Annotated in this window: 10 protein-coding genes; 4 read left to right on the forward strand and 6 right to left on the reverse strand. The window is 46.7% G+C overall.

The window, feature by feature from the left end; genetic code table 11:
• Window positions 1-669: 669 nt before the first annotated feature.
• Complete coding sequence (locus tag L976_RS03310) at window positions 670-2,310, reverse strand: hypothetical protein (RefSeq protein ID WP_047534147.1); 1,641 nt, start codon at window positions 2,308-2,310, stop codon at window positions 670-672.
• Between the two features lie 173 nt (window positions 2,311-2,483).
• Window positions 2,484-3,704 carry a threonine/serine ThrE exporter family protein gene (locus L976_RS03315; protein ID WP_037413798.1) on the reverse strand — a complete coding sequence of 407 codons (1,221 nt, stop codon included), beginning with the start codon at window positions 3,702-3,704 and terminating at the stop codon, window positions 2,484-2,486.
• Window positions 3,705-3,859: 155 nt separating this feature from the next.
• Between L976_RS03315 and L976_RS03320 the strand changes: the two genes are divergently transcribed.
• Entirely contained in the window at window positions 3,860-4,258 is a 399-nt protein-coding gene (locus L976_RS03320; RefSeq protein ID WP_047534151.1) for an MAPEG family protein, read from the forward strand.
• 211 nt (window positions 4,259-4,469) lie between these two features.
• Entirely contained in the window at window positions 4,470-6,818 is a 2,349-nt protein-coding gene (locus tag L976_RS03325; protein WP_047534153.1) for a YgiQ family radical SAM protein, read from the forward strand.
• 203 nt (window positions 6,819-7,021) lie between these two features.
• Here the strand turns inward: L976_RS03325 and L976_RS03330 are convergent, their stop codons facing one another.
• From L976_RS03330 to speFL, 4 genes are all read right to left on the reverse strand, one after another.
• Entirely contained in the window at window positions 7,022-8,176 is a 1,155-nt protein-coding gene (locus L976_RS03330; protein ID WP_047534155.1) for a porin, read from the reverse strand.
• A gap of 124 nt (window positions 8,177-8,300) precedes the next feature.
• The gene (gene potE / locus L976_RS03335; RefSeq protein ID WP_037413789.1) at window positions 8,301-9,620 is read right to left on the reverse strand and encodes a putrescine-ornithine antiporter; all 1,320 of its coding nucleotides are present in this window, start codon (window positions 9,618-9,620) and stop codon (window positions 8,301-8,303) included.
• An 84-nt stretch (window positions 9,621-9,704) separates the two neighbouring features.
• Window positions 9,705-11,867 (reverse strand): ornithine decarboxylase SpeF, encoded by a 2,163-nt coding sequence (gene speF, locus L976_RS03340; RefSeq protein ID WP_047534159.1) that lies wholly within the window; start codon window positions 11,865-11,867, stop codon window positions 9,705-9,707.
• A gap of 309 nt (window positions 11,868-12,176) precedes the next feature.
• Complete coding sequence (speFL, locus tag L976_RS23835) at window positions 12,177-12,293, reverse strand: leader peptide SpeFL (protein ID WP_367303096.1); 117 nt, start codon at window positions 12,291-12,293, stop codon at window positions 12,177-12,179.
• A gap of 472 nt (window positions 12,294-12,765) precedes the next feature.
• Here speFL and L976_RS03345 point away from each other — a divergent pair, with 472 nt between their 5' ends.
• Together L976_RS03345 and L976_RS03350 are read left to right on the forward strand one after the other, a co-directional pair.
• Window positions 12,766-13,314, forward strand: coding sequence for a YbhB/YbcL family Raf kinase inhibitor-like protein (locus L976_RS03345; RefSeq protein ID WP_047534161.1), 549 nt, complete (start codon window positions 12,766-12,768; stop codon window positions 13,312-13,314).
• Between the two features lie 17 nt (window positions 13,315-13,331).
• Window positions 13,332-14,090 carry a helix-turn-helix transcriptional regulator gene (locus L976_RS03350; protein WP_037413785.1) on the forward strand — a complete coding sequence of 253 codons (759 nt, stop codon included), beginning with the start codon at window positions 13,332-13,334 and terminating at the stop codon, window positions 14,088-14,090.
• The last annotated feature ends 7 nt before the right edge of the window (window positions 14,091-14,097 follow it).

Below are 14,097 nucleotides of genomic sequence, written 5' to 3' on the forward strand. Positions count from 1 at the left end.
TCGATAAGCCCTAACAGCAATGTTAGGGCTTTTTCGTCTTTGGAGTTTATCTATTTTAATTGTCGCAGAATCCTGTTTTACAGCATTTATCCCTCTCATTTATGAGCGCATCACTGTGTGATGTACCATACCAATCGTATTTAATATCTGTTCATTTAGCGGAGAGCAAAGCACTTTAGGCAAGGTGAAGGCTTGAAGGCATAATGGGCTCTGCCAAATGCCTCGATCGCAGCATAAGCGCTTTACCATGCAATGAACACCTGACAGCCTCAAAGGCATCCTGCTTCCTGTGGGGTTGACTTAAAATGGAATAACTCTTTCTGCGTTAATGCGCCTCGGATTGAAATACCTGTAAGGCTATGAACTGATGAGATATTTGATGTGGATGGTTTCAATGGCGAGCTAAATTTAGTGGGATCGGGACAGTGTCAGTGGTTTGCTTAAATGAACTTGAGAATGAAAATACTCGACTAAAAAGCGGTTAAAGGCTGAAGTAATAGCAGAGATGATAATCCAATTTTGTTGACCACTATAAATCCCCCTTTAGTGATTAGAAGAATATAGCCTACTTAAAAATCACTAAAAGTGAGCCATAGGGATCGCTCTTATCGGCCAGATTTAAACTGGTTTATAGCGTCTCTAAGGCTAATATTCTGTCAACTAAATAGCTTAAAAGCTTTGTTTGACTAAGAATCGCCATTCCCAACTGTTTACTGAATCGCCCCCCGTGTAAGGTAGCGAAAAATCGATATGGGCGACGTTGCCATAACTGGATCTAGATGAATAAATCCGCGCGCCAATACCTATGCTACCGAGTGGGCCGTTGACTTCGTTATTGTCGGCTAAGGGACCGCCAGAGGCTTGGCCTACATCCGCAAAGACTGCCCAGCCGAGTTCGGCTAATTGGTATAAGTTGATATTCGGATAATTGCGGATTTCGGCGGTAAATAACCATTGGTTATCCCCTTGCTGATATTCGTTGGGATAACCTCGTACTCCAGTTTCATCCCCAAGTCCTTGAGTTAGATCGAGATAGGTATTATTGGATAGGCTTGCCCAAGCTTTGCCATAGGCAATCCATTTAGGATTGATTTGATAGAAGTATTCCGCTTGTACATTAGCCTGAAAAGTGTCTTTTTGTGTGGTGCCTAGAGTGCTGGTCGCGCCCATTTCCAGTAACCAAAGATGTTCATCAAATTTATAACCCTTACTGGTTTGCCATTTAAAGTGGTAACCCACTGGGCTATTGTCGCCGATATCATTGGTTTCAATACCGAGTTGGATATAGTGATGCCATCCTAAGTTAAAGTCTTCATTATTACGGATCAGGTGCACGTTGTTGAGTATCTGAAAATCATCTTGAACATATTCATAGGCAACCCAGGGAGACATAAAGTCCCTATCTTGTGGTAACGCTGAGTTGGGATACACCTCTGAATTGGCAAACTCGTGTTTGTCTTGGGTAAAGCCAGCAATAAAGCGAGACAGATTGTCGTTGCTTCTATTGAGTAACCAACCATATTGCAAATTAAGGTAATCGACAGTGTGGGCAAACTCGTTCACCTCTTGCCCATTTTGTCTCAAAATATCGGTGCGGCTATCATCTAAAAACTCGGCCGAGTACATGGTCTCAGTATTCAATGAATAGAAAGGCTTACTCACGTACACATGTTTAGCTTGGCCGTCACTATTATCATAAAATTCAGCGGCGACAATGCCGTGATCGATAAAACTCACGGGAGCCTCAAAGGCAAACTTATAGCCAGTGCGGGATTCGTTAGATTGATACTTTAAGCGGGTGCGAATGCCAGTACCTAGTAGGTTATCTTCTTTTACGCCAAAGGAATAACGAGTGTCTCCTCCTGAGCTGCTAAAGCTGGCCGTTGGCAGTAGCGACCAGTTGTCCCAAGTTTCAATAATGATGGATTCATCTTCGAGGGGAGAATCCGTTTGGGGATCCTTCTCACTTGTATAAACTCTGGCATCACGAATATAGGGTTCGGCGCGCAATAAACGTTGAGACTCATCGAGATCTTTTTGGGTGACCGTATCGTTTTCGCTAAAGGTAAGCTTATCGCGAACCACATATTCCTTGGTATTTATATGCAGATAGTTCGCCCAACGGTGGATAAAAAATGCATCGGGATCTGACTCGTCGAAGATCGGGTTGCTCACCACGACAATTTTGCTGACCTTTTTTGGGGCTTCCTCGGGGGGCGTTTTAGGCAAAACCTCATCCGCTCTGGCTAGGTTGACTAGACCACAGAGGCAACAAGGTAGAATCGATGCATACAGGGTAAACTTCTGCATAAAACCACTCCCGTAAACTGGATGGCGACAGCTTAAGGTTCTGCTGTGCTTCACAATTTAATAACACACGGGATATGACGATTAGTCAAGTAAACATTTTAATAAGATTATGATTTTTCATAAGGTTATTTTAAGAATAGGGCTGGAATTGGCGCCAGCCCTGAGGATGAATGTTATAGCGTACGCCTTGGTGGTACTACGACGTTGGCAAAAATCAGTCCGGCGATAAGCGACATAAAGATCAAAAAGATCTGTGAGCCAATATGGGATTGGTTAAGCATAGTTTCGCCGGAGATCAGCGCGTTCAGCCCTATGTAGGTTTTACTGCCGGGTACTAAGATCACAATGCCTTGCAGCAATGCAATTGAGGCGGGAGCCTTCATCCAACGGGCATAAAGATTGGAGTAAACTCCTACGGCTAGGGCACCAAAAAAGATCCCCACCGAATCCCCAAAAAAGTGCCCACCTAACATGGCGGAGAAAAATGCGACAATTCCCGCTAGAACGCCCCAAGGCGAATCTTGCATCCGTGCTTTAAAGATGAACACCAGCGCCATAGAAAGGATGGGCACCGCCGACCAAATCGCCCAGCGAGGCAATCCTTCCGGTTCGATATAAATGGCCTCACCGAAGAAGGCTTTACCAATTGCCATCCCCAAAACTGCACCAAAATATAGCTTAAACAACAGCATACTGGCGTCCATGATCCGCGCTGTGCCCGAAATCAAATCGCGTGCCGCCAGCTCAGCAAGCCCCAAGGTTAAGGCTAAACCGGGAATAAAGATGATGATCGAGGAGAGGATCACCACCGGAATATTAATATTAGGGTCGATGCGGGCAATGGCGCAGGCGGCAATGGCGCAAACAATCGTCGCGAATGGCTCTAACACTTCTGCCATGCGAGTCGAGCGCTCGGCGCGGTATACAAAGCCATAGACTAGCAAGCCTAACAAACCAGACCAAAAAACATCGTTCCACCCTGTGCCCATCAACATGGCAAATGCCGCTGCTGAGGTGCCGAAGGAAAAACAAGTTAGTGCTGGGCCGTAGGGGTTGGGTTTGTTGGCAATTTCCTCTAGCCTGTCTAAGGCTTCGGTGAGCGTGCGTTTACCTGAGGTGAGTTCATCCACCAGTTCATCGGTGCGGGCGAGAGAACCTAAATCCAACTCGCCGGGTTTTACCCGCGCAACATGGTTATATTCTTGATCGGTATCGTGTTGTAATACGAAGGTCATGGAGGTCGGCGAGATTAAAAAATAACCTTCGATTCCGAGCGTCCGAGAAACGGTTTGTAAATGGGTTTCAAGACGGTAAGCGGGTGTGCCAAACTTATGCAAAGCCTTACCTAGCTTAATGATAAATTTACGCTTTTCGAGAAACTGTTCGTTATCCAATCGGGCTATTCGCTGTATAAAAAGTTGTAAGAGATTGCGCGCGCATATTAACCTATCTCGTCACTAAAAGGTTAATGGCTTTTAACCTTAATACAAATAAATTGCTGAATTTTTGCGGTGTATACCGCGCTTATGTTAATTAAAAGGGAGTTGCTATGCCATTAATCGTAACAGGGTTTTACGCCAGCTTGACTGGGTTGTTAATCATTGCTTTAGCGTATCGAGTGGTGAAATTAAGACGAAGCCAAAAAATCGGTCTCGGTGACGGCGGTAACGATGCTTTAGCACTGGCGAACAGGGTGCACGCAAATCTAATTGAGAATGCGCCCATCGTATTGATTTTAATGCTAGTGGCCGAGGCGGGTGGCTTAGCGCATTTCTATTTGCACTGCTTTGGTACTGTATGGATTGTAGCGCGTTTACTCCATGCTATTGGCTTAACTCAAGGCAAAGGCGGTTATCATTTCGGCCGTTTTTGGGGCGTGTTGCTCACTTGGTTGGTGACTATCAGCCTAGCCCTAGTCAACTTAGTGCATTTTGCCCAAAGTCTGTAACTGCTGGGATAGGTAATGGCCGTCTAAGCCATATCCTTAGCCACTTTAGGGGTATTAAGCGCATTGGCGTAAATACCCCTAAAAACACCTCGGCTGCTGTTTTTTTAATCGCACTTATCCCTGTTTGCCTGCTATACTCCGCGTCCCTAAATCGGTGCGGCTTGCTTTTGTCTGCACCTTTGTTTGACATTACGTTTTTGGGTCAAAATCGATGCAAGTTGAATCCACACTGTTTAGCCATCCCAAGTATTGGGCCGAATGTTTTGGCACAGCGCCTTTCTTACCTATGTCCCGCAAGGAGATGGAGAAATTAGGCTGGGACAGCTGTGACATTATTATCGTCACTGGCGATGCCTATGTGGATCATCCTAGTTTTGGTATGGCGGTCATTGGCCGGATGTTAGAAGCCCAAGGCTACCGCGTCGGGATTATTTCTCAGCCCGATTGGTCGAGCAAAGATGCCTTTATGCAGCTAGGGCGCCCGAATCTGTTTTTTGGCGTTACCGCCGGCAATATGGATTCAATGATCAACCGTTATACCGCCGATCGCCGTATTCGCAGCGATGATGCCTATACTCCGGGCGATGTCGGCGGTAAGCGCCCCGACCGCGCTGTGACGGTTTATACCCAACGTTGTAAAGAAGCCTTTAAAGATGTGCCTGTCATTATCGGCGGCATCGAAGCGAGTCTGCGCCGTATTGCGCACTACGATTATTGGTCGGATAAAGTCCGCCGCAGCGTGATTTTTGATGCCAAGGCCGATATTTTAATGTACGGCAACGCCGAGCGTCCGCTGGCCGAAGTGGCGCGTCGTTTAGCGGCGGGTGAAGCCATTGCGGATATCCAAGATGTGCGCGGTACAGCGGTGATCCGTAAAGAACCTATGCCCGAGTGGCGTGGGATGGATTCTCGCAAAATCGATCAATTGCATAAGATTGATCCTATTCCGAACCCCTATGGCGCCGACGATGTGGGCTGCGCCAATTTATCAGGCCCATCGGATGTTAAAATTTTCGATAACGATGCGCCAAAGCCTATCAGTGTGCAGCCGCCACGCCCTAAGCCATGGGATAAAACCTATGTGCTGCTGCCTGCCTTTGAAAAGGTGTCTGAAGACAAATACTTATACGCCCATGCTTCGCGGATTTTGCACCAAGAGCAAAACCCTGGTTGTGCGCGAGCGCTGTTCCAGCCCCACGGTGACCGTGGCGTGTGGGTGAACCCACCAGCTTGGCCACTCAATACCGACGAAATGGATGCCGTGTTCGATTTACCCTATAAACGGGTGCCGCATCCTGCCTACGGCAAGGAGAAAATCCCTGCCTATGACATGATCAAAACCTCGATCAACATTATGCGCGGCTGCTTTGGTGGCTGTTCATTCTGCTCGATTACCGAGCACGAAGGCCGAATTATCCAGAGCCGTTCGCAAGAATCGATTATCAAAGAAATCAAAGATATTCAGGATAAGGTTCCCGGTTTTACTGGGGTGATTTCTGACTTAGGTGGCCCCACTGCCAACATGTATCGCCTCGGTTGTACCAGTGAAAAAGCGGAGAAAACCTGTCGCCGTTTATCCTGTGTGTATCCATCGATTTGCGGCCATTTAGGCACAGATCATAAACATACTATCGACTTGTACCGCGCCGCTCGTGCTGTGCCCGGCATTAAGAAAATCTTGATTGCTTCGGGTGTGCGTTACGACTTAGCGATTGAAGATCCTGCTTATGTCAAAGAGTTGGTCCAGCACCATGTGGGCGGCTATTTAAAAATCGCCCCTGAGCATACCGAAGAAGGGCCGCTCAGCAAGATGATGAAACCCGGCATGGGCGCCTACGATAAGTTTAAAGAGCTGTTCGATAAGTTTTCTAAGGAAGCGGGTAAAGAGCAGTTCCTGATCCCTTATTTTATTTCGGCGCATCCCGGCACAACCGACGAGGATATGCTCAACCTCGCGCTCTGGTTGAAGGAGCGTAAGTTTAAGCTCGACCAAGTGCAAAACTTCTATCCATCGCCAATGGCGAATGCGACGACCATTTATCACACTGAGTTGAACTCGCTGAAAAACGTCAAGCACACCAGTGAGGTGGTGCCAGTGCCGAAGAAGGGCCGCCAACGCCGCCTGCATAAGGCGCTGCTGCGTTACCACGACCCAGCAGGTTGGCCAATTATCCGTGAAGGCTTGATTGCCATGGGACGTGAAGATTTGATTGGTAACAGCCCAAATCACCTTGTTCCACCAGAAGGGCGCAACGAACGTGGCCCGAAATGGATGAAGGATGCTAACCAAGGGCAAAAAGCCCTGACGCGTTTCTCGGGCAATCAGTTCGATGAGCGTAAGGGTAAAGGCGATGCCAAGGTCAAACCGAGCGCAAGCAAGCCTAAGGGACCCAAGTCTTCTGGGGCGAATGCAACGCAAGGTCAGCAGCCTAAAAGCAGCCGTCCCGGAGCTAAGGCGCCTTTTGGTCAGTCGGGCTTTAAGGGAAAATCAGAGCAGGGTAAGGCTGGCCACCAAGGTCGCGGAAACAAAGCCTCTTCAGGCCGTCAGCACGCCAAGTAATGGTGAAAAAAAGCCACTCCAGTAAACCGATTTGGAGTGGCGCAGAGATGATGGTAAACCAGCGGTACCATCCAATGAGTGTGTGGCGAGCGTTTGTAGACGGAACGTGCGCCGCACCTCAGTCTCAAATGGGTCCACGGATATGAGGAACGTGCGCCACTATCCCTCAATGTACGGGAGAGCCTGATGAAGACTTTCCATTCCTAAAAGAAGTAGTTAATCCCTACCGCAAAGCCATTATCTTCCTGTGCTTCGAGTGCTGGATCATCCATATTGCTGAAATCTAACTTCATTTCGGCAAACATCACAGTGTCGTTACTGTAACGGTAGTGCAGGCCAAGCATGGCGAATTGGCGGGTCCATTTGCCTTGGATGGGCGTACTGGCATCTGTGTCTAAGTCCAAATAGCTGAGGACAATCATAGGCACAAAGCCATTATCGAATTGATAGGCCGTCATCAGCTCAGCGCCAGTAGCGTCGTAGAGTTCGCCGCCGACTAGCTCATTGTTCTTACTCTGATGGGCGTTAAAGCCGACGTAGAGACCGCTGGCTTCGCGGTTATCGGCGTAGTGATAGTAATCACCATACATGGCGCCGATACCGACGATTTCGTTGGTTTCATCGACTTGAGTGTTACCTAGGTGGCCTTCAAAGTCGCCACGGTTAAAGCCGGCTAGCAGTTTAAATTTATCGGTGAGTGAGTAGGTCAGGCTGGCACCGTAACTGCTGTCGAAATTGAGTTCAGAGTTAGTCATTTCGCTGCCGTCGTCGTTTTTTAAGGTGACATCACCATTGGTTTTGGCGGCGTATTGTAGGGCGATTTGCACTGGGCCAAAGCTATTGCGGTAGATAAACGCGGAGTCGGCACGGCCTGTTCCGGTTAACCCGCCATCGCTAAAGGCATAGGCACCGACACTATATCCGGCGAAGACGTTCGGTAAATCCGTAGTGCCTGCAACATCATAGTAAGCGCCCCATTGCTTACCAAAGCTGAGGCTACCCCATTCATCGTGCGACATACCGACATAACCTAAGCGGTTGTAGAGGAAGTCTTCGGTTTTTTCGGCGGCCAATTTGCCACCTTGCATCACTAAACTGTCATCGCTAGACACCATGTTGATGCCCCATTCCGTGGTGGCAAAGGCGGTCCAGCCATTTCTCTCGCTGCGTTCAAAGCTAAATCGTACTCGGGAGGAGTCATCGATTACTGAGGTATCGTGGCTGTCGTTGAGTGCCGCGAAGCCTAACCAACCGCTTAAATCTAATGAATTTTTTTGATCGTTATAGAGTTCAATCGCTTGGCTGCTGGTGGCCACCAACAGCATAGGTAGCATTAACGCTATGCAGGTTTTTTTCATCATTCCACCGAAATTTGGCAAGTTTTGTCTGGGGACCTTAGGCGCAGTGGCTTAAGGTCCCTAAAGACGGATTGCTGTTAAGTTTCTTATTTATTAAGGGATTAGACTCGCAGGTGCATTGTGCTCACGCCGCTTTGATCCCAACGCTTGGGGTTTTATTTGAAATCACCCCGTAGATGGTCCAACCGAAGAAGGTCGCGATAGCACCTAACATCACAGCAGTTTCACCAGAGCTATAGAGGGCGTAGAAGCTATACAGGGCGCCGATAATCGCAATCACGTTGGCAACACGGGCTTTGTTGGCTGGCACCTTGAGTTGTTTTTGCATCACACCTAGGGCTGCCATCGACAGGATATAAGGCACAATGTTCGTTACCACCGCAAGGTTAACGAGCGCTTCAAACTGTTTGCTCAGTGATGGACTGATAGTCATCAAAGACAGCAGGGTTTGAATCGAAACGATGATGGTCATCCCCCAAATTGGCGCATCTGCTTTGCTGACTTTAGCGAACACTTTAGGGAAGAAACCTTCATCGGCAGAGGCTTTAAACACTTGCGCGATAGTGAACTGCCAACCGAGCAATGAACCTGTACAGGAGATAATGGCGCAGGCCATTACGATTTTACCCACAACAGGGTTAAACATTTGCGCGAAGGCTAAACCAAAAGGTGCGTTTGAATTAGCAAGTTCGGCGTTAGGCACAATCCCAGCTATCACGTTGGTGGAAACGATATAGATAAGCGCTGCTCCTAACGTTCCGCCCATTACGGCGATAGGAACGTTTTTCTCTGGGTTATCAACGGCCTCTGAGTTAGCACAAGCCGATTCTAAGCCAAGGAATGCCCATAAGGTCATCGCGATAGAACCGCCTAAGGCTTTGAAGAACGGCATATCATGTGGGTTCCATGCGCCTTTATAGAGGTCGATGTCGAACCAGAACCAACCGACTAACGACACGCCAATCACTGGCAGAATAATCCCCCATACGGTCACGCTGCTCACGCGACCCGTAATGCGAGCACCACCAAAGTTTGCGACTGTGGCTAACCAAAGCACGCCAATGGTGGCAAGACAGATAGCCATTGGGCTTAAGTTCACTTCGAGTAGCACCGCGGCATAACCCACGGCGGAGATAGCGATGGCGACGTTAGCGATAAGTAGCGAAACCGCATAGGTGTAGTTCGCCATAAAGTTACCGCTGCGGCCAAAGGCATATTCGGCATAACCGCCCATACCACCGGTTTTTTTACTGAACATACCGCATTTTGCAAACGCAAAAGCCAGCGCGGTTGAGCCTGCGGCGGTCACAAGCCAAGAAAGCACAGAGATAGTACCGACTTGGGCTAATTGGGTGGGCAGCATGATAATCCCAGAGCCCATCATATTAACTATGGTGATAATCGTTAATTGGACAACGCCAATTTTATTTTCTGATTTACTCATAATAATGACCTAATAATATAATTCATTATAGAAGGTTGAAATTGACAGTAGAGCGGGGTTAATTAACTCTACAGTCAGATTCAATTATTTATTTAATACATAACCTAGGGCTTGGATTTTTCCGTCTGGGGTGCTTTCGAGGTAAACACCTTGTAATTCTGGAGAGAATCCGGGTAATAAATTGATGCCTTCTTCAAGGGCTAGGAAATAACGTTGTACTGCGCCACCCCATATTTCACCTGGCACCATACATAATACCCCTGGTGGATATGGCAGGGCGCCTTCTGCGGCAATTCGCCCTTCGATTTGTGACAGTGGCACTAATTCAACATTGCCGCGAATAAACTCGAGGTTAGCTTCCTGTGGGTCCATTACTTTTGTTGGGAAGTGAGCATGGCGGAACATTTCTTTTTGCAATTGTTTTACGTCATGGCTGACATAAAGGTTGTGCATTTCTTGGCAGAGTTGACGAATGGTATAGTCTTTATAACGAGCTTTATTGGCGTTATAGACGTTTGGCAATACTTCCGATAATGGCGCATCTTCATCGACTAATTTCTCGAAGCGAGATATTTGCGACACTAAGTGCTGCATTTTTGCCATATCTTCTGCAGGTGTCATCAAGAATAAAATCGAATTTAAGTCGCACTTCTCGGGAATAATATTATTTTCACGTAAGAAGTTAGCCAAAATCGTCGCGGGAATACCAAACTCAGTATATTTACCGGTTTCGGCATCAATACCTGGCGTAGTTAATAGGAATTTACAAGGATCAACGAAATATTGGCCTTTTTCATAGCCCTCGAAGGAGTGCCATTTTTGTCCGGGTTCAAACTCGAAGAAACGTAAATCATCGGCCATTTGTTCAGTTTGATAATCCTGCCATGGGCGCCCCTCGATCATACTTGGGATAAATGGCTTGATATATTTACATTTTTTCAGCAGTAACTTGCGCGCTTCGATACCGGCTTTTACCGCTTCACGCCACAGATAACGGCCGCTGGCGCCTTCGTGCATCTTAGCGTTCACATCCAATGCAGCAAACAGAGGGTAGAAGGGGCTGGTAGAGGCATGCATCATAAAGGCGTTGTTGAAGCGTTTATGGTTGCAGTATCTGGCTTGGCCTTTGATATGTTTATCTTTTTTGTGAATTTGCGAGGTTTGTGAGAACCCAGCCTGCTGTTTGTGCACTGACTGAGTCACGATAATACCGGGATCTTCAGGTGTCAGTTCCAGCAGCAGTGGCGAGCAGTCGTTCATCATAGGAATAAACTGTTCATAGCCAACCCAAGCAGAGTCAAACAGGATGTAATCACATAGATGACCAATACGATCAACCACTTGGCGAGCATTGTAGATGGTGCCGTCGTAGGTGCCGAGCTGGATAATCGCTAAACGGAATGGACGTTGTTCATCGGCACGCTCAGGCGCAACGGCGCGGATCTGCTCCCTTAAATAAGACTCTTGGAAACAGTGGGCGTCGATACCGCCAATAAAACCGAAGGGGTTACGGGCGGTTTCCAAATAAATCGGTGTTGCGCCCGCTTGAATTAACGCGCCATGGTGGTTGGATTTATGGTTGTTACGGTCGAATAATACCAAGTCACCCTTTGCCAGCAGTGCGTTGGTCGCCACTTTGTTTGAAGAAGAAGTGCCGTTGAGCACAAAGTAGGTTTTATCGGCGTTAAATACCTTCGCCGCGTATTTTTGTGCATCCAGTGGCGCGCCTTCGTGGATTAATAGATCGCCGAGTTTAACGTCGGCATTACACATATCTGAGCGGAAAATGGTTTCGCCAAAGAAATCGAAAAATTGGCGACCCACAGGATGTTTACGGAAGAATTGACCACCCTGATGGCCTGGGCAGGCAAAGGTGGAGTTACCCATTTCCACGTATTTTTTCAGTGTGCCAAAGAAAGGTGGTAGTAGAGCTTGCTCATATTTTTGGACGGCGGTTTCGACCTGTTTTCCATAGAAATCGGTATTGCTACCGCAGAGTTCAAATACCCCAGTAATCGAGGAGCAAATATCATCTGGGAAGGTTTCTTCACAGCAAACGGATACGAAAATAGGCAGTTTTAATCCGGTATTTTTAATTTTTTCAACAATACCATTTTTAACATCATCAACAGAAACTACAGCCGCGCCCACATCGCAAAAATCTGTGGTTAATACATTGACGACTTCTCTGTCTATTTCAAAACATGATCTAACAGATAAGCTGGCGGCAACTTTTAATGATTTCATCGTTAATTTCCCTTTTACTTTAAAAAGTTTTGGATACAACTTGGCCTATACCTAATTAAAAATATTAATGGTATTAAATTAGATATGGCTATTCCGTGTGCAGATATGATGAAGCTATAAGTCGTCCAAGAATAAATAGATAGATTTATTCAAAATGAATGACTTAGCCGCAGCGTTACTGCACGAGCAAAAGAATGCTTTGATTTAGGTGCGAGATAATAAACCTGAAAAAACAGTACGATAAGTGTATGCGCTTACGAGGGCAATACCACTTTAGACCTGTTAATTGGTCTACTACCTACGCGAAGATTAGCGAAGGAAGATAAATGAATGGTCGAAGTAATCACGTTGGCTAGGCATCATGATATGTCTAGTACGTCGGATATGTGCCATGATTTTAGATTTCCTCTTCATATACAACTCCATTATGAAATTCGAGAAAATTATTAATTCGTTTTATTACGGCATGGAGTTTATCTAGGTGTTGCCAATAAAAATATGATCGGTGTCTTATTTTTAATTAACTGTAATTATTTATTGCAATAAGTTTTATCTGTGTAATTACAGTCAATCATCCTTAAGTATCATTATCTAAATAACGAAAGTAAATATTGTCAGTTTATTTTTAAAATTAAAAATGCATAAATTTATAAATAATAAATATCTAATTACGCGCAAACTACAGTATTAATTTGCTTGGTGATTTATAGGGTACGCCATCCTTGCATAAAAATGCAGATGAAGTCTTTACAAAATCACTTGAGTGCTTAAAGATGACAAAAAGTCGACACTTTTTCTCAATTTTGAGCATTTAGGGAAGAAAATTGGCGTTTTGAGGCAGGTTTGCCACTTAAGACTGACGTAAATTAGCGGTGTTACGTATCAATTGGAGATTGTGATGAAGCATTTACATAAGTGGATAGTCGGAATTGGATTATTTACCGCAGTATTAGGGTCGGTGCAGGCCATGACCTTATCGAGCAAAGATATTAGTGAAGGTCAGCAATTATCTAATCAATTTGTTTTTAATGGGTTTGGCTGTACAGGCGCAAATATTTCGCCCCAACTTGCTTGGCGCGATGCCCCTGAAGGCACGAAAGCCTATGCGGTGACGGCGTATGATCCCGATGCACCCACGGGCAGCGGCTGGTGGCATTGGGCAGTTTATAATATTGGTGGCGATCAACAGCAATTAGCGCAAGGTGCGGGTTCTAAAGCCAATGCATTACCTAAAGGGGCGATTGCGCTAAAGAATGATTTTGGCACCACCGACTTTGGTGGTGCCTGTCCGCCACAGGGGCACGGAATGCATCGATATGAATTTACAGTGTGGGCGCTACCGTCGCCATTAGAGTTACCTAAGGATGCCTCACCCGCGCTGTTAGGCTTTATGCTCAATGCACAAGCTTTAGGGCACGCTAAGCTGACCGCAGTGTATCACCGCTGATATTACAGGGCTGATGTATGATCCGCATGTTTGAATACGATTCGAAACAGGCGCAGTCACTCTCACGGGTGCCTGTGCATCAGCCCTCGATTATTAGAGTGATCCAAGGGGAAAAGTCGTTGCTTTGGCAAGATGATACCCTCGCCGTGAATGCGGAACAGCTATTATTGTTACCCGCCGGAAGCCATATCAGTTTCGTCAATCGGCCGATGAGCGGACGTTACCGAGCGGTGCAACTCGTCTTGCCCTATGAGTTGCCCTCAGGCGTTACGCTGGCGGCAACCGATAGGATGATGCCAAAGCCTACACAAACAATCTCACGCTCGGTCGATTTTGCCTGGAATGCGTTACTGCATAGCCTGACCTTGGCGCTGCCCACATCGGTGCAGATGCATTATTTAGCCGCATTATTGTTAAGTTTGCCGCAGCAAAGTAGTGTGAATTGGCTTTATGGGCATAAGCAATCGAGTGTCACTCAAGCCGTATTGGCAATACTGAGTCAACATCCTTCTGCCCCATGGCAGCAAGAGGAAATCGCCGACAAGTTGCATATGAGCAGTGCAAGTTTAAGACGTAAACTGGCGCAGGAAGACACTAGCTTTAGGCAATTGCTCGCCGAAGTGCGCTTGTGCCAGGGTTTAGCACTGTTGCAAAACTCTAGCGATTCAGTTTTACAAGTCGCATTGTCTTGCGGGTACTTGTCAGCAGAAAAATTTTCGGCACGCTTTAAACAAACCTTCGGCCTAACACCCGCCGCATATCGCCGTACCTTATGAGCAATCT

It is taken from the genome of Shewanella sp. ZOR0012 (assembly GCF_000798835.1).
Lineage (GTDB): Bacteria > Pseudomonadota > Gammaproteobacteria > Enterobacterales > Shewanellaceae > Shewanella > Shewanella xiamenensis.